Below are 16,544 nucleotides of genomic sequence, written 5' to 3'. Positions count from 1 at the left end.
AGCACCGGGCCCCGGCCTCGACTGGCCGTTTCCGGACATGGATGCGGACTCAATCGCCGTCGTGCAAGGCCGGCAGCAGCGTCGCCGCGTCGCCATCGTGTTCGGCCGGTGCCACCCCCAGCACGCGGGCGAGCAGCGGGTACACGTCGATGTTGTCGAAGCCCGGCAATTCCACGCCGCGTGCGAACGCCGGGCCGTGGGCGATGAAGACCGCGCGCATTCCGGGTGCCGCCGGATCGTAGCCGTGCGAACCGCGGGTGCGGTCCGGGCGCCTGGCGATATGCGCCCGCGGCAGCGCATCCCAGCCCACGTGCATCTGGCACACGATCGGCGGCACGCGCGGGTGCCGGCCATAGTGCCAGCGTGCCGGCAGCGCTTCGCGCCGCCAGCAGTCGTAGTGCTCATGCGCACCCAGCAATGCCGCATCGGCGGCGGCCTCGCGCCCGGCGCGCGGGCGGAAGCCCACCACCTGCCCGGTGCTGACCGGTTCGGCGTCGGCGGGATCCACCATGTCCTCGACCGCGACCACCTGCCCCGGCGGCACCGGCGCCATCCCATGGTCGGACACGATGACCAGGTTGACCCGGTCCTGCAGGCCCGCCGCCGCGATGCCATCGAGCAGATCACCGATCGCGGCGTCCACCTCGCGCAGTGCGGAGCGCAGTTGCGGCGAGTCGGGGCCGTAGCCGTGCCCGGCGTGATCGGGATGTTCGAAATACAGCGTGGCCAGCCGCGGACGGGTGGCGGCAGGCTCGGCCAGCCAGCCGAGCACGCGCCCGATGCGGACCTCCAGTGCCAGGCCCTCCTCGTACGGGAACCAGCGACGCGGGCGCACGCCCTGCACGGGCGCCTCGCTGCCCGGCCAGAACATCGTCGCGGTCGGCAGGCCCGCACGCTCGGCGGTGACCCACAGCGGTTCGCCGCCCCACCAGCGGCCGTCACCGACGGCGTCGCGGTCCTTCAGCGCGAACCGGCCGAGGTCCTCGTCGTACATCGAGTTGTGGATCAGACCGTGGCGATCCGGGCGCAGCCCGGTGACCAGCGTGTAGTGGTTGGGGAAGGTCAGCGCGGGGTAGGACGGGCGCATCCACCCCGACACCCCTTCGCGTGCAAGGCGGTCGAGACGCGGTGTGTCGCCATGGCCCAGCATGTCTGGATGCACGCCATCCAGCGACACCAGCAGCAGGGTGGGCGCGTCGCTGGCGTCACCCGGGGTGGTGCGCGGCGAAGTGGAGCAGGCGGACAGCAGGCAGGCGGCGAGGACTGCAGACAGGAATCGGAACGTCATCGCGCCATGGTAGCCGGGGCCGATGACACTTCGTCGCAGCGCGCATCGCCGCCCAGTACATAGCGCAGGCCGCTGCGCAGCAGCGCGTGGAAGACCGGGTCGCGATACAGCGCCGCATCGTGGCCCAGGCCGGTGTACCAGGCGCGGCCACCCAAGCGGTCGTGGCACCAGGCGATGGGGTGGTCGTCACCCATGCCGCCGCCGTCCGTGCGCGCCGTCAGCGTCGCGATCACGGTCACGTCGCGGCGCGGATTGCGGCGGAAATTGTAGAGCTCGTCGGTGATCCACCACGGGCCCAGCGTGGCGTCGGTGCCCGCGTGTTCGAACCGGACCCGCGCGCGCTGCAATCCCGGTGGATGGCTGGCGAACCAGGCGCCGACCAGCTGGCCGTAGAACGGCCAGTCGTACGCGGTGTCGGCAGCCGAGTGCAGGCCGAGAAAGCCGCCGCCCTCGCGCAGCCAGTGTTCGAAGGCGACGCGCTGGCTGGAATCGAGCAAGGGACCGGTGGTGTTGGCGAACACGACCACGCGGTAGCGCGCCAGCGTGTCCGCGTTGAAGAACCGGGGATCTTCGGTGTGCTCGACTGCCAGTCCCTCGGCAGCGCCCAGGGCGCGCAGCGTCCGCACCGCATCGGCGATCGACTCGTGGCGGTAACCCCCGGTGCGGGTGAACACCAGCATCCGTGGCGGTTCCGGTGCGTTCGCCTGTGCGACGGGCGGCGCCGAAGCACAGCCGGCGGCGAAGGCGGTCAGCAGGGCCAGCAACGACGCGAGCAGGCCCGCGCCTTTCGATGATCGACCGCGGATGCACACAGTGACGCCCTCCTGAACCCGCTTCCGCATCCGCATGCGTGCCTGCCCGCGGGCGCGTATCGTCGAGGCTACACATGTCGTGCGAGGTGATCCATGAAGCGATTGATGCTTGTCGCCGGCCTGCTCGGGCTGGCTTTCGGTGCGTCGGCGCAGCAGGCCGAGCCCGAGGAAGAGGTGCGCCTGACGCGCGCCGAACGCGCCGCCGCTGATGAGCGGTTCTGCCTCCGCGAGACGGGTTCGCGTATCACCGCTTCGCGTGAGGCACGCAGCCGCGGCGAGCGCGACGCCTGCGTCAATGCCGGTGGCCGCGTTTATACGCGGCAGGAAATCGAGCAGAGCGGCGGTGTCGACCTGCACGATGCACTGCGCCGGCTGGATCCGTCGATCCGCTGATCCGGGTCCAGCCGCTTTCCCCGACGCCCGGCCATCGCGCCGGGCGTCGTCGTTCGGGCCGCGGGGCATCGTGGATAATCGCCGGTCACCGCGACACCGCAGGGCCACCATGACCGCAGCTTCCCGACACGATCCCTCCCGCCAGGTGCGCGCGCCGCGTGGTACCGCACTGAGCTGCCGTTCCTGGCTCACCGAAGCGCCGTTCCGCATGCTGCAGAACAACCTCGATCCCGAGGTCGCCGAGCGCCCGGAGGATCTCGTGGTCTACGGCGGCATCGGCCGCGCCGCGCGTGACTGGGCCTGCTTCGACGCCATCCTCGACACGCTGAAGACACTGGGCGACGACGAGACCCTGCTGGTGCAGTCGGGCAAGCCGGTCGGCGTGTTCCGCACCCACGCCGACGCGCCGCGGGTGCTGATCGCCAACTCCAACCTGGTGCCGGCGTGGGCGAACTGGGAGCACTTCAACGAGCTCGACCGCAAGGGCCTGATGATGTACGGGCAGATGACCGCGGGTTCGTGGATCTACATCGGTTCGCAGGGCATCGTGCAGGGCACCTACGAGACCTTTGTCGAGATGGGCCGCCAGCACTACGGCGGTGACCTCACGGGTCGCTGGATCCTCACCGCGGGGCTCGGCGGCATGGGTGGCGCGCAGCCCCTCGCCGCGTCGCTTGCCGGTGCCTGCAGCCTCACCGTCGAGTGCCAGCAGAGCCGCATCGATTTCCGCCTGAAGACCCGCTATGTCGACGAGCAGGCGCACGACCTTGACGATGCGCTGGCCCGCATCGCGAAATACACCGCCGCCGGCGAAGCGAAATCGATCGCGTTGCTCGGCAATGCCGCCGAGGTGCTGCCGGAACTGGTGAAGCGCGGGGTACGCCCGGATGCGGTGACCGACCAGACCAGCGCGCATGACCCGGTGCACGGCTACCTGCCGATCGGCTGGACGGTTGAACAGTGGCTGGCCGAGCAGACGGCCAACCCGGAGCGCGTGCGCGACGCGGCGAAGAAATCGATGCGCGTGCACGTGGACGCGATGCTCGCCTTCCATGCACAGGGCGTGCCGACGGTCGACTACGGCAACAACATCCGGCAGATGGCGAAGGACGAAGGCTGCGCCAATGCCTTCGATTTCCCCGGCTTCGTGCCCGCCTACGTGCGGCCGCTGTTCTGCCGCGGCATCGGCCCGTTCCGCTGGGTGGCGCTCTCCGGCGATCCGGAAGACATCGCGAAGACCGATGCCAGGGTCAAGGAGCTGATCCCCGACGATCCGCACCTGCACCGCTGGCTCGACATGGCCGCGGAGCGCATCGCCTACCAGGGGTTGCCGGCGCGCATCTGCTGGGTGGGCCTGGGCCTGCGTGACAGACTCGGGCTGGCCTTCAACGAGATGGTGCGCAACGGCGAGCTGAAGGCACCGATCGTGATCGGCCGCGACCATCTCGACAGCGGCAGCGTCGCCAGCCCCAATCGCGAGACCGAGGCGATGGCCGACGGTTCCGATGCGGTCAGCGACTGGCCGCTGTTGAACGCGATGCTCAATGTCGCCGGCGGCGCCACATGGGTGAGCCTGCACCACGGTGGCGGGGTCGGCATGGGCTATTCGCAGCATTCGGGCGTGGTGATCGTCTGCGATGGCAGCGAGGCCGCGGACCGCCGTATCGAGCGCGTGCTGTGGAACGATCCCGGCACCGGCGTGATGCGGCATGCCGATGCCGGCTATGACATCGCCAGGCAATGCGCACGCGAGCAGGGACTGAAGTTGCCGATGCCGGGTGCGGACTGAGGTTGCCCGAGTCGGCTCGCCACGGCGGCGACGTCGTGCAGCGGGCGCTGGCCCCGCACGGCGGTTGTGCTTGCGCGCCGGCGTCGCCATATGGAGGTTGCAATCACTTCCCGACACCGGTGCCGCCATGAGCCAGTTCGACCTGACGCCTCCCACCGCCGAGCAGCGCGACGCGCTGGTCGCCGGCCTTTCCGCTGACGAACGCCGGGTGCTCCTGCAGCACGGCACCGAAGCGCCGTTCTGCGGGGTCTTCCTCGACAACAAGCGCGAAGGCGTCTACTGCTGCCGGCTATGCGGGTTGCCGCTGTTCCGCTCCAGCACCAAGTTCGATTCCGGCACCGGCTGGCCGAGCTTCTTCGCGCCCTACGACGAGGCGCATATCGCCCGCGTGCGTGACACCAGCCACGGGATGGTCCGCGTCGAGGTCGTGTGCGCGCGCTGCGACAGCCATCTCGGCCATGTGTTTCCGGATGGTCCGCCGCCGACGTACGAGCGTCATTGCCTCAACTCGGTGTCGCTGTCGTTCGCGAGCAGTGGCGATGCGTTGGCGGACCCGCTCGGTCGCGGCGAGACCGTTGCGGCGTAGCCGCCGCGTATTCAGCGCCGTCGGCTGAACGTCGTAGGCGCGTTGGCGTGATGCACACGATGGTTTAACCCGGGCGGGCGCAGGGTGGACGGACATCCCCCTTGCAGGAGCACGCCATGAATTCGAAGCACGACGACAGCCTTGAGCACGCAGGCCGCGACGCCAATCGCGATCCCATCACCGGCGCACCGGGCTCGCACCCGGTCGGCGTTGGTGTTGGCGGGGCCGCTGGTGGCATGGCCGCAGGTGCAGCTGCCGGTACGGTGCTGGGGCCGATCGGCACGTTGATCGGCGCGGCGATCGGCGTCGTCGCCGGTGCTGCCGTGGGCAAGCGCGTTGCCGAACGCATCGATCCGACCGGCGAGGAAGCCTACTGGCGCGAGGCGCACAAGGATCGCCCCTACGTGAAGTCCGACTACGACTACGACCGCGACTATTCCACCGCCTACGGCTTCGGCCTGCAGGCGCGCGAGTCCAACCTCGAGCGTGGCTGGGACGAATCGGAATCGTCGCTGCGCACCGAATGGGACAAGGCTCGCGGCGAATCGCGCCTGTCCTGGGACGATGCGCAGCCGGCCGTGCGCGATGCCTGGGATCGTGCCGACCGCACCCACCAGACCTATCGCAGCAGCGATTCCTACTTCGCGGAGAACTTCGACAAGGTCGACTACCGCGACCAGGACGCCAGCTTCGACGATTACCAGCCCGCCTACCGCTACGGCACGCAGGCGCGCAGCATGTACGCCGACCGCGACTGGGACGAGAGCCTCGAATCGGAGCTGTCGCGTGACTGGGGCAACCGCCGCGGCAACTCGAAGCTGGACTGGGAGCGCGCCAAGTCGGCCGTGCGCGACGCGTTCACCTCGCATGACCGCTATAGCGATGGCTCGTACTCCGCCGATCGCGGCGATCAGGATCGCGACCAGGACCGCTTCCGGGTCGGCTGATCGCACCGGTCCGTAGACGGAATGCCCGCCGCGAGGCGGGCATTTTCATGTCCGCGCAGAACAGCCGGCAGCGCCTATTCATCACTTGGCGGCAACTCCGCCGGCGCTAGCGTCGCCGCATGAAGATGCCGATGCCACGACCACCAATCACCCTCGTCCACATGGCCGATAACCTCGCGTTGTCGGCACCGGAGACTGCGCGATGAGCGTGTTCGACGAGATCGGCCGTGCGCTGGCCGACGAGTTCGCAATCCCCGATGCCGGCGACATGACGGTCATGATCGCGCGCCTGGTGGTTGCCGCGGTGCTGGGCGGCATCATCGGCTGGGAGCGTGAGCAGAAGGGGCGCGCCGCGGGGCTCAAGACCCATATCCTGGTGTCGATCGGGTCCGCCCTCTTCGTGCTGGCACCGCTGACCCACGGAATCTCGGCTGACGAAGTGACCCGCGTGATGCAGGGCATCGTGTCGGGCATCGGCTTCCTTGGCGCGGGCGCGATCCTCAAACTCGACAAGGGCGAGCGCATCGAGGGCCTGACCACCGCCGCCGGCATCTGGATGACCGCCGCGATCGGCATGGCCGCGGGCATGGGCCAGGAATGGGTGGCGATCATCACCACCCTGGTGGCGTTCATCGTGGTGGCGCTGCTGCCCAAGCTGTCCGGCCAGAGCCAACGGGAGCCGCATTCGTCCATCAGCGGCCACGACAAGTAGTTGGCGGCGCTTCACATGTACATGGCGCAAGGGACTCCAGACTCTGCGCATTCACATATGTAGAGGGCACGCTTGATGAGCGCACAGGGTTCGACCGGCAACGTCATCGCCGCGATCTGCAGTTTCTTCATTCCGGGACTCGGCCAGCTCGTGCAGGGCCGCGTGCTCTCCGCCATCGGCTGGTTCGTCACCGCCTGCGTGGCCTTCGTCATCACCTGGCTGCTGACCCTGTCGCTGTTGCCGTTCGGCTGGTTCGTGGTCAGCGTGTTCTCCTGCATCAACGCGGCGGTCTATCGACGGCCGCTGGCCTGAAGTCCGTCGGGCCTCGCGCTCACCGCGGGGTGCGCCCATGCCGCGCTCGCGACGGCGGCCGGTCGTAATGCCTGACGGCCGCCCATCGTGGTCCTGGCGCACCGCGCGGCGCGGAGTGTTCCGTGCCGCCGGGGCGTGGCGGCTCGAGGCCACGCGCCCGCGGTTGCGGTGTCGCTCCACGCGGTTCACGCGCGGTTCCATCGGGAAACCCGGGCGGCCCTAGACTGGTGCACGTTGTCGCCGCCTGCCGCGCGCGCCAGAGCCGCCTATCGGAGCCTTGCCCAGAATGCGTGTCGTTTCCCGATGGGTCGGTGCCGGCCTCGCCACCGTGGCCCTCGCCCTGGTCCTTGCAGCCTGCCTGCGTTCCGAACCCGATGCGTCTCCACTGCTGGAGACATTGCCCGTTGCAAGCCCTGAGGACGGTGGCGCCTTCAGCGTGGCGCCGGTGGAGGAAGACACCTCCCCGCAGGCGGATGCACCACCCGCGCCGGAGCCGCCGGCAGCCGTCGACTGGAGCGAGCTGCCGCTCGAGGCCGGCACCGCGTCGATCAGCTGTGAACTCGACTACCTTGCCCGCGGCGACGGCGAGCCACTGGCCGACCTGTCGCGCTCCAGCATCGAGCAGGCGCTCGAAAGCTGCGAGGAGCGCGGCGTCATGCGCCTGCGCTACGACGGCCGCATCGCCCCCGACTTCACCGCGCTGGTGGAGCGCGTGGCCACGGTCGCCGACGAGCGCGGCGTCGGCAAGCGCGTACTCGACATCAACTCGATCGGCGGCCAGGTCGAGGAAGCCATCCGTGCTGGTGACCTCATCGCCGAGTCGCGCTGGACCATCTGGGTGCGGGAAGGCTCGTCCTGCCACAGCGCCTGTGTTTTCGTGCTTGCCGGCGGCGACACCCGCCTGATCACCGGCCGGGTCGGCATCCACCGCATCATCCGCATGAGTTCCACCGCCACCACCCGCGTCGAGCTCAATGCCGAACTGCGCGCCGTCTATGACCGTGTCCGCAGCTATCTGGAGCGCAACGGCGCCGCGGTCGCGGTGGCCGACGCGATGATGGCCGTGCCCAACCGCAGCCTGCGCCTGCTTACCGGCGACGAGCTGCGGCTGTTCGGCCTGGATGGCGTGAATCCCGCGCAGGACGACCTCGACCGCCTGCGGCTGATGCGCAAGTGCGGCGAGGATTTCGTCACCCGTCGCGACTCGTTCACCCGCGCGTTCGACCTGCAGTGCAAGTCGCCGATCACCGATCTCGATGCGCTCAACGCCTGCGGCCTCGACCTGCGCCAGCGCTTCGGGTTCCCCGACGAGACCTGTCCGGCGGAAAGCCCGTTGTCGGAATTCGACGTCGGCACCGGCCTGGTGCTGGCACCCCCGACGCGCAGCGACGCGGTCGGGCAGGGTGGCGGTGGCTGAGGTCTAGCCGCGCGCGGGCTCGACGTCGGCGATGACCGGCGCGGTCTGCTCGCCCGGATCGATGAAGCCACCCGACTGGCGCGCCCACAGCTGCGCGTAGATGCCGCCGGCAGCTACCAGCTCGGCATGGGTGCCCTGTTCGACGATCGCGCCCTGGTCCATGACGATCAGCCGGTCCATCGCGGCGATGGTCGAGAGCCGGTGCGCGATCGCGATAACGGTCTTGCCTTCCATCAACCGGTAGAGGTTGCCCTGGATCGCGGCTTCCACTTCCGAGTCCAGCGCCGAGGTGGCTTCGTCGAGCACCAGGATCGGCGCGTCCTTGAGCAGTACCCGCGCGATCGCGATGCGCTGGCGCTGGCCACCCGACAGCTTGACCCCGCGCTCGCCGACATGGGCGTCGTAGCCGCGACGGCCAGCCGAGTCCGACAGTTCGCGGATGAAGTCATGCGCCTCGGCCTGGCGCGCGGCTTCCAGCATCTCCGCCTCGCCGGCGTCGGGGCGGCCATAGAGGATGTTCTCGCGCACCGAGCGGTGCAGCAGCGAGGTGTCCTGGGTGACCACGCCGACACGGGCGCGCAGCGAATCCTGCTGCACGCTGGCGATGTCGATGCCGTCGACCAGGATCCGCCCCGATTCGACGTCGTGGAAGCGCAGCAGCAGGTTCACCAGCGTCGACTTGCCGGCGCCGGAGCGGCCGATCACGCCGATGCGTTCGCCTGCGCGGATGTCCAGGTCCAGGCGGTCGATCACGCCGGAGCCCTTGCCGTAGTGGAAGCCCACGCCCTCGAAGCGGATGTCGCCGCGGACATCGGGCAGTTCCGGTGCACCGGGTGCGTCGTCCACCGTCGGCGGCAGCGAGATCGAATTGATGCCGTCCTGCACCGTGCCCACGTTCTCGAACAGCGCCGACAGCTCCCACATGATCCACTGGCTCATGCCTACAAGCCGCAAGGCCAGTGCGATGCCCACCGCCACCGCGCCGGCGCCGATGATGCCGCCCAGCCACAGCCACAGGCCGATGCCGGCCACGGCGAACACCAGCGCCATGTTGAGGGCATAGTTGCCCGCACCTACGCGCGTGGCCAGGCGCATCTGCCGGTACACGGTGCCGAGGAAGCCATCCATCGCCTCGCGCGCATAGGCCTGCTCGCGGCGCGAATGCGAGAACAGCTTCACCGTGGCGATGTTGGTGTAGCTGTCGACGATGCGCCCGGTCATGTCCGAGCGCGCATCGGCCTGCTCGCGCGAGACGCGCTCCATGCGCGGCACGAAGTACACCATGAGCAGTGCGTACCCCAGCAGCCAGCCGGCGAACGGCAGCATCAGGCGCCAGTCCGCAGCGGCCGCGGCCAGCATCGCGCCGACCACGTACACCCCGACGTAGACGCCCACGTCGAGCAGCTTGATGACGGTCTCGCGCACCGCCAGCGAGGTCTGCATCAGCTTGGTGGCGATGCGCCCGGCGAACTCGTCCTGGAAGTAGCCCATGGACTGCCGCAGCAGGTAGCGGTGCACGTTCCAGCGGATGCGCATCGGGAAGTTCCCGAGCAGCACCTGCATCTGCACCATGTTGTCGAGCAGCACCAGCAGCGGCAGCGCGACCACCACCAGCAGGGCCATCCACGCCAGGCGCGGGCCTTCGGCCGCGAGGAAGGTCGCCGGGGTGTGTTCGCCGAGGCGGTCCACCAGCGCGCCCAGGTATACGTAGAGGCCCAGCTCGGCGATCGCGATCAGTGCGCCCAGCACTCCCATCAGCGCGAGCCAGGGGCCGGCACCGCGGGTGTAGTGCAGGCAGAACGCCACCAGCCCGCGCGGTGGCTGCGCGGGCGGCATCGGCGGGAACGGGTCGAGGCGTTTTTCGAACCAGCGCAGCATGGGTCATCCTGGAGACGTGCGCGGCGCCATCAGCGCCGCAGTGGAAGGCATGGCGGGTGGCACGCCGTGCGCGCGTCGTCGCATGGCATGCGCGGTCACCGCTGGCGATGCGCCGCCCGCCGGACATTGTGCCGCAGCGCCCTCGTGCAGCACCGTGCAGCGCCCGTCAGGGTGCGATGCTGCGTGATCCGCGGGTGTCGGCCTTGCAGTTTTCGCGCAGCAGGGCCAGCGCCCGGTCGCGCCGCGCGGTGCTGATCGCGGCCACGCAGTCGCGCGGCACCGCAAGCGCGTATTCGCGCATGTGCGCGTCGAGCGCAGTGGCGAGCACGCAGGCGTCGGCGGCGATGCCGGTGATCACCAGCCTGTCCACCTCGAGGCTCGACAGCAGCGCATCGAGCGGGCTGGCATGGAAGGCCGAGTGCTTCGGCTTGAGCACGAAGTAGTCGCCCGGCACCGGCATCAGCCGGCGCGCGATCGCGGCGCCGGGCATGCCGTCGTGCGAACACACCGCGCAGATCTCGCGGAAGTCCGCCTTCCAGTCCATGAAGTTGTCGTTGACCACCACCACCGGCCAACCGGCGGCCTGGAAGCGGCTGCGCAGCCATGCGATCCGCTTCGATACCGGTTCCGACGCGCGCGCAAGCGCTGCGCCGCCGGGGAAATCGAAGCGGTTGATCATGTCGATGATGAGCAGGGCGGTATCGGCGTTGGCCATGCCGCGCAGTCTGGGTGGCCCCGCGCACCGTCGACGTGAAGTGTGCGCCTTGCGCTGGAATGGCCGCGCAGTGGCGGTTAAAGTGCGCGCAGGGCAGGGATGGCCACGCACGCTACAGGGACCTGTAACTCCGGGGGGAGTCGATGCATCCAATCAGATGGCTGGCCGTGAGCGGCCTGGTCGTGGCGTCCTGCATGTTCGCGGGCGTCGCCCGCGCGCAGGTGGACCTGGCGCCGTTCGTTGCCGAGGAGAAGATCGGCAGCCTCAAGCTGTCGCCGACGGGCGAGTACTACGCGGCAACCGTGCCGATGGAGGGGCAGTACGGGCTGGCGGTCATGCGCCGTTCCGACCATGCGATCACGGCGTCGTTCCGCTTCACCAAGGGCACCGACATCCACGACTTCTGGTGGGTGAATCCCGAGCGCGTGCTGATCGCGGTCGCGGAAACCTTCGGCAGCCGCGACGACCCGCTTCCCACCGGGGAGCTGTACGCGATCAACGCCGACGGTTCGCGGCGCGACCTGCTGGTCGGCTGGCGCGTGCGCGGCTCCTACACCGGCACCCGGCTGACCACAGGCAAGCGCGAGGAACAGGTGGCCGCGCGCCTGGTCGACACGTTGCCCGGGGACGACCGCCATGTGCTGATCCGGGTGGCCCCGCTGGCACGCGATCCGATCACTCGCCTCGAGCGCATGGACGTGTATTCCGGCCGCCGTACCCGGGTGACAAGCGCACCCGTCTCCACGGCCGAGTACGTGACCGACAACAGCGGCACCGTCCGCTTCGCCTACGGCGCCAACGTGGACAACGTGTCGCGCACCTACCTGCGCGCGGATGACCGCAGCGAGTGGGAACTGATCAACGACGAGCGCACCAGTGGCGGGATCGTCGTGCCGCTGGGTTTCTCGCCCGACAACGCCACCGCCTATCTGCGGATGGAGCACCGCCACGGTCCGGACAGCGTCGTCGCCTACGACATCGCCAGCGGCGAGCGCCGTGAGCTGCTGCGCCACGATGTGGTCGATCCGGTGCCGGTCTACGACGACTCCGGACGGGTGCCGGTTGGCGTCCGCTTCCACGGGGCGCAGACGCGGACCGCGTTCTTCGACGAGGCCTCGCCGGAGGCGCGCTTCCAGCGCAGCCTCGAGGCCGTGTTCGAGGGGCAGGTGGTGTCGGTGACCTCGGCGACGACGGACGGCACGAGCCGGTTGTTCCAGGCGCGCAGTGATGTCGACCCCGGCAGCTACTTCGAGTTCGACAGCACCCGCAACAACGCGGATTTCATTTTCGCGCGCAGCGAGGCGATCGATCCGGAACGCATGGGCACCATGCGCGGCGTCGAACTGCGCGCGCGGGACGGCTTGCCACTGCATGGTTTCCTGACCGTGCCGCGTGGCGTCGAGGCGCGCGCGCTGCCGCTGGTGGTGATGCCGCATGGCGGCCCCTTCGGGGTCTTCGACGCCTGGGGCTTCGATCGCGATGCCCAGGTGCTGGCCGCGGCCGGCTATGCGGTGCTGCAGGTGAACTTCCGCGGCTCCGGCAACTACGGTCGCGCGTTCCGCATGGCCGGCGCCCGCGAGTGGGGCGGGGCGATGCAGGACGATGTCACCGACGCGACCCGCTGGGCGATCGCGCAGGGCATCGCCGATCCGCAGCGCATCTGCATCTATGGCGCGAGTTACGGTGCGTATGCGGCGCTGATGGGCACGGTGCGCGAGCCCGAGCTCTATCGCTGTGCGGTCGGCTACGTGGGCGTCTACGACCTGCCGCGCCTGACCGGGGAGAACCGTCGCCAGGGCCGCTGGGCGCGCAACTGGACCGGCGACTGGCTCGGCACCGACGTGACGGCACTGGCAGCCGCGTCGCCCAACCGGCTGGCGGCCGCGATCACGGTGCCGGTGTTCCTGGCCGCGGGCGGCGAGGACCTCATCGCTCCGATCGAGCACACCCATCTGATGGAGCGCGCACTGCGGCGTGCAGGCGTGCCGGTGGAGACGCTGTACTACCCGAACGAAGGCCACGGCTTCCATACCACCGAGCACCGGCTGGAGTTCTATCGCCGCCTGCTGGGCTTCCTGCACGGGCATCTCGGCGGGCAACAGGCCGCACCCTGACCACCGCCTCCGCAGCAGCGGTGGCAGGTGCGTCCGGACCCCGCGCACACGCCGGATGGCACCTCCGGCGGCAGGATGGCATCGGCTAACATCGGCCGATGCCATCTGCCGTGGAGAATCGTCCGATGAGGTTCCGTCCTGCCCTGTTGCCCCTCTGCCTTGCCGCCCTGTTGCCCGCGGGCGAGGTGCTCGCCGAACGCGGCCTGCAGCCGCAGGACCTCGTCGCGCTGACGCGGGTGTCGTCACCCACGCTGTCACCCGATGGGGGACGGCTGGTGTTCGTCGAGCGCACGGTCGACCTCGACGGCGAGGGCTCCGGCACCGCGCTGTACCTGCGCGACCTGCGCACGCGTGATGCGCGTCCGCCACAACGGATCACGCCCGAGGGCTGGAGCATCAGTGCGCCGACGTTCTCGCCGGATGGCGGCACGCTGTACTTCCTCAGCGGCAGGAACGGCAACCAGCAGCTCTACGCGATGCCCGCCAGCGGCGGCGAGCCGCGCCAGCTCACCGATTTCGCGCTCGACATCGGCAGCTACCGGCTCTCGCCCGACGGCAGCCGGATCGCCTTCGGCGCGGCCACCTTCGGTGATTGCGCGCAGGCCTCCGATGGCGACGTGTTCGCATGCACCAAGACGCGCCTGGATGCGCGTACGGCCGGCAGGACCAGCGGCGTGATCTACGACGAGCTGTTCGTGCGCCACTGGGATACCTGGAACGACGGCCGCCGCAACCGCCTGCACGTCGCCGCATTGCCCGCCAACGGCGCGGCGCCGGTGCGCACCGCCACCGTGGTCAGCCAGGCACTCGACGGCGACGTGCCCTCGCGGCCATTCGGCGGCGCCGAGGACTACGCCTGGGCGCCCGATGGCAGCGCGCTGGTCGCCAGCGTGCGCGTGGCCGGTCGTGAGGAGCCATGGTCGACCAACTTCGACCTCTACCGGCTGGATCCGTCCGGGCGTGGCGAACCGGTCAACCTCACCGCCGACAATCCCGCCTGGGACGCCGGCCCGGTGTTCAGCGCCGATGGCGGCACGCTGTTCTACCGCGCGATGAAGCGGCCGGGTTTTGAAGCCGACCGCTACGCGATCATGTCGCTCGATCTTGCCAGCGGGAAGGTGCAGGAGATCGCGCCGGATTGGGACCGCTCGCCGAGCCGGATCGCCGTCTCCGCCGACGGCCGCAGCCTGTTCGCCACCGCGCAGGACACCGGCCAGTACCCGCTGTTCCGCGTCGATATCGCCAGTGGCGAGGTGACGCGCCTTGTCGATGGCGGCTCGGTGTCGTCGTTCGATGTCGCCGGCGACACGCTGGCGGTGGCGCGCAACAGCATGCGCACCGGCGACGTCATCTACACCAGTGACAGCGCTGCGCAGCAGCTGCGCGCGATCACCCCCGACGCGTCCGAGCGCCTGCCCGACGTGCGCTTCGGCGACTACGAGCAGTTCAGCTTCCGCGGCTGGGACGGCAACACCGTGCACGGCTACGTGGTCAAGCCGTGGAACTACCGCGAGGGCGAGGAATACCCGGTCGCGTTCCTGATCCACGGCGGCCCGCAGGGCAGCTTCGGCGACGGCTGGAGCTACCGCTGGAATCCGCAGACCTACGCGGGGCAGGGCTGGGCGGTGGTGATGATCGACTTCCACGGCTCCACCGGCTACGGCCAGGAGTTCACCGATGCCATCAGCCAGCACTGGGGCGACCGCCCGCTGGAGGACCTGCAGAAGGGCTGGGCCGCGGCACTGCGCGACTACGACTTCCTCGACGGCGACCGTGCCTGCGCGCTCGGCGCCAGCTACGGCGGCTACATGGTCAACTGGATCGCCAGCCAGTGGAACGGGCCGTGGAAGTGCTTCGTCAACCACAACGGCGTGTTCGACACCCGTTCGATGGGGCTGGTGACCGAAGAGCTGTGGTTCACCGAGTGGGAGCACGGCGGCACCGTCTACGACCAGCCCGAGGCCTACGAGCGCTTCAACCCGGCGCGCCACGTCGGTGACTGGAAAGTGCCGATGCTGGTGGTGGCCGGACAGAACGATTTCCGCGTGCCGATCGACCAGAGCCTGTCGGCGTTCACCGCGCTGCAGCGCCAGGGCATCCCGTCGAAGCTGCTGTACTTCCCCGACGAGAACCACTGGGTGCTCAAGCCGCACAACAGCGTGCTCTGGCACGACACCGTCAACGCCTGGCTGCGGCAGCACTTCGGCCAGTAGCAGGACCTTCGCGCGCCGCCTCCGGGCGGCGCGTTGCGTTGCTCCCCGCCCGGGCCGTCGGCATGACCCCACGCAGCGCGTTGATCCAGAACGACATCGTCGTGTTCGGCCTGATCGCCGCCACCCTGGCCGGCGTGTTCTGGACGTCCTCGCGCCCCCGCGGGTTCTGGAAGGGCTTCCACGCCTGGGTGCCGGCGTTGCTGCTGTGTTACCTGCTGCCCGGCATCTACAACAGCATCGGGCTCATCGACGGGCGCAACTCGCAGTTGTACGACCCGATCGCACGCGACGCGCTGCTGCCGGCCGCGCTGGTGCTGCTGACCCTGTCGATCGACCTGCGCGCGATCCTGCGCCTGGGCCCGCGCCTGCTGGCGATGTACGCCATCGCCTCGGCCGGCATCATGCTCGGCGCGGTGGTGGCGTTCGTGGCGATGCGCGCCATCCATCCGGCGACCGTGGCCGGCGATACATGGGCGGGCATGGCGGCGCTGGCCGGCAGCTGGATCGGCGGCAGCGCCAACATGCTGGCGATGCGCGAGGTGTTCGCGGTGGATGCCACCACGTTCGCGCGCTTCGTGGTGGTCGACGTGGGCATCGGCTACCTGTGGATGGCAGTGCTGATCTTCCTTGCCGGCCGCGCGCCGGCGATCGATGCGCGCAGCGGCGCCGACACCGCGCCACTCGAGCGCCTGCGCGACAGCATCGCCGGTTTCCAGGCGGAACATGCGCGCATCCCCACGCTGGCGGACCTCATGGTGATCGTCGGGCTGGCATTCGGCACGGTCGCGGCGGCGCATGCGGTGGGTGCGCCCCTGGCCGGCTGGTTCAGCGACAACGCGCCGTGGGCGGCGCGCCTGAGCCTGACGTCGTCATTCGTATGGGTGGTGTTGCTGGCGACCGCCGCCGGACTGGCAATGAGCTTCACGCCGCTGCGCCGGCTCGAAGGCGTGGGTGCGTCCACGCTCGGCACGCTGCTGCTGTTCGTGCTGATCGCCTGCATCGGCATGCAGATGGACATCGCGGCACTGTTCGACCGGCCGTGGTTGCTGCTGCTCGGGCTGATCTGGATCGCCACCCACATCGCGCTGCTGTGGCTGGCAGCGCGGCTGTTGCGGGTGCCGTTCTTCCACTTCGCGCTCGCATCGCAGAGCAATATCGGCGGGCCGGCGTCGGCGCCGGTGGTGGCGGCGGCCTTCCATCCGGCGCTGGCACCGGTCGGCGTGCTGCTCGGCACGCTCGGCTATGCCACCGGCACCTATCTGGCGTACGTCACCGGACTGGTGCTGCGCCAGCTCGCCGGCGGATGACCTGAGACATGGGCGACGGGCCGGCCGGGTGCAGTAAGGTAGGCGGTTCCGCGGACCCACA

General features: G+C 69.6%; 13 protein-coding genes. 9 read left to right on the top strand and 4 right to left on the bottom strand.

The genetic code is table 11. From position 1 onward, the window contains the following. Window positions 1–49: 49 nt before the first annotated feature. Both E5843_RS10535 and E5843_RS10530 read right to left on the bottom strand, forming a co-directional pair. Entirely contained in the window at window positions 50–1,288 is a 1,239-nt protein-coding gene (locus E5843_RS10535; protein WP_134673907.1) for an alkaline phosphatase family protein, read from the bottom strand. Continuing rightward, window positions 1,285–2,457 carry a ThuA domain-containing protein gene (locus E5843_RS10530; RefSeq protein ID WP_243733048.1) on the bottom strand — a complete coding sequence of 391 codons (1,173 nt, stop codon included), beginning with the start codon at window positions 2,455–2,457 and terminating at the stop codon, window positions 1,285–1,287. Before E5843_RS10530 ends, E5843_RS10535 begins: the two co-directional genes overlap by 4 nt. A gap of 145 nt (window positions 2,458–2,602) precedes the next feature. On the opposite strand from E5843_RS10530, the gene hutU reads away from it, so the two are divergent. The 6 genes from hutU (at window position 2,603) to E5843_RS10500 (ending at window position 8,256) form a co-directional block, all read left to right on the top strand. Then, window positions 2,603–4,282 (top strand): urocanate hydratase, encoded by a 1,680-nt coding sequence (gene hutU, locus E5843_RS10525; protein WP_134673906.1) that lies wholly within the window; start codon window positions 2,603–2,605, stop codon window positions 4,280–4,282. Between the two features lie 127 nt (window positions 4,283–4,409). After that, window positions 4,410–4,868 (top strand): peptide-methionine (R)-S-oxide reductase MsrB, encoded by a 459-nt coding sequence (gene msrB / locus E5843_RS10520; RefSeq protein WP_134673905.1) that lies wholly within the window; start codon window positions 4,410–4,412, stop codon window positions 4,866–4,868. A 116-nt stretch (window positions 4,869–4,984) separates the two neighbouring features. Next, complete coding sequence (locus E5843_RS10515; protein WP_134673904.1) at window positions 4,985–5,815, top strand: hypothetical protein; 831 nt, start codon at window positions 4,985–4,987, stop codon at window positions 5,813–5,815. A gap of 202 nt (window positions 5,816–6,017) precedes the next feature. Beyond that, window positions 6,018–6,527 carry an MgtC/SapB family protein gene (locus E5843_RS10510; protein WP_208002211.1) on the top strand — a complete coding sequence of 170 codons (510 nt, stop codon included), beginning with the start codon at window positions 6,018–6,020 and terminating at the stop codon, window positions 6,525–6,527. A gap of 72 nt (window positions 6,528–6,599) precedes the next feature. Beyond that, entirely contained in the window at window positions 6,600–6,839 is a 240-nt protein-coding gene (locus tag E5843_RS10505) for a hypothetical protein (RefSeq protein WP_208002210.1), read from the top strand. 286 nt (window positions 6,840–7,125) lie between these two features. Next, window positions 7,126–8,256, top strand: a complete 1,131-nt coding sequence (locus E5843_RS10500; protein WP_134673902.1) for a COG3904 family protein — start codon at window positions 7,126–7,128, stop codon at window positions 8,254–8,256. A gap of 3 nt (window positions 8,257–8,259) precedes the next feature. Here E5843_RS10500 and E5843_RS10495 read toward each other — a convergent pair whose 3' ends face one another. Beyond that, complete coding sequence (locus E5843_RS10495) at window positions 8,260–10,134, bottom strand: ABC transporter ATP-binding protein (protein WP_134673901.1); 1,875 nt, start codon at window positions 10,132–10,134, stop codon at window positions 8,260–8,262. Between the two features lie 166 nt (window positions 10,135–10,300). After that, the gene (locus tag E5843_RS10490; protein ID WP_136412609.1) at window positions 10,301–10,849 is read right to left on the bottom strand and encodes a cysteine hydrolase family protein; all 549 of its coding nucleotides are present in this window, start codon (window positions 10,847–10,849) and stop codon (window positions 10,301–10,303) included. A gap of 143 nt (window positions 10,850–10,992) precedes the next feature. Between E5843_RS10490 and E5843_RS10485 the strand changes: the two genes are divergently transcribed. From E5843_RS10485 to E5843_RS10475, 3 genes are all read left to right on the top strand, one after another. Further along, complete coding sequence (locus E5843_RS10485; protein WP_166815984.1) at window positions 10,993–12,963, top strand: S9 family peptidase; 1,971 nt, start codon at window positions 10,993–10,995, stop codon at window positions 12,961–12,963. 125 nt (window positions 12,964–13,088) lie between these two features. After that, window positions 13,089–15,176, top strand: a complete 2,088-nt coding sequence (locus E5843_RS10480; protein WP_136412607.1) for a S9 family peptidase — start codon at window positions 13,089–13,091, stop codon at window positions 15,174–15,176. Between the two features lie 62 nt (window positions 15,177–15,238). Next, window positions 15,239–16,483 carry a DUF819 family protein gene (locus tag E5843_RS10475; protein ID WP_134673898.1) on the top strand — a complete coding sequence of 415 codons (1,245 nt, stop codon included), beginning with the start codon at window positions 15,239–15,241 and terminating at the stop codon, window positions 16,481–16,483. The last annotated feature ends 61 nt before the right edge of the window (window positions 16,484–16,544 follow it).

Source organism: Luteimonas yindakuii, assembly GCF_004803715.2.
Lineage (GTDB): Bacteria > Pseudomonadota > Gammaproteobacteria > Xanthomonadales > Xanthomonadaceae > Luteimonas > Luteimonas yindakuii.
Note: the sequence above shows the minus strand (reverse complement) of the source record. Positions and strands in the feature narration are given on the sequence as shown.

Bases quoted from the DNA above. Each gene is read 5' to 3' on its own strand.
- E5843_RS10510 (WP_208002211.1), top strand. From the start codon at position 6,018: ATGAGCGTGTTCGACGAGATCGGCCGTGCGCTGGCCGACGAGTTCGCA.
- E5843_RS10475 (WP_134673898.1), top strand. From the start codon at position 15,239: ATGACCCCACGCAGCGCGTTGATCCAGAACGACATCGTCGTGTTCGGC.
- E5843_RS10485 (WP_166815984.1), top strand. From the start codon at position 10,993: ATGCATCCAATCAGATGGCTGGCCGTGAGCGGCCTGGTCGTGGCGTCC.
- hutU (WP_134673906.1), top strand. From the start codon at position 2,603: ATGACCGCAGCTTCCCGACACGATCCCTCCCGCCAGGTGCGCGCGCCG.
- E5843_RS10500 (WP_134673902.1), top strand. From the start codon at position 7,126: ATGCGTGTCGTTTCCCGATGGGTCGGTGCCGGCCTCGCCACCGTGGCC.
- E5843_RS10495 (WP_134673901.1), bottom strand. From the start codon at position 10,134: ATGCTGCGCTGGTTCGAAAAACGCCTCGACCCGTTCCCGCCGATGCCG.
- E5843_RS10515 (WP_134673904.1), top strand. From the start codon at position 4,985: ATGAATTCGAAGCACGACGACAGCCTTGAGCACGCAGGCCGCGACGCC.
- E5843_RS10490 (WP_136412609.1), bottom strand. From the start codon at position 10,849: ATGGCCAACGCCGATACCGCCCTGCTCATCATCGACATGATCAACCGC.
- E5843_RS10535 (WP_134673907.1), bottom strand. From the start codon at position 1,288: ATGACGTTCCGATTCCTGTCTGCAGTCCTCGCCGCCTGCCTGCTGTCC.
- msrB (WP_134673905.1), top strand. From the start codon at position 4,410: ATGAGCCAGTTCGACCTGACGCCTCCCACCGCCGAGCAGCGCGACGCG.
- E5843_RS10480 (WP_136412607.1), top strand. From the start codon at position 13,089: ATGAGGTTCCGTCCTGCCCTGTTGCCCCTCTGCCTTGCCGCCCTGTTG.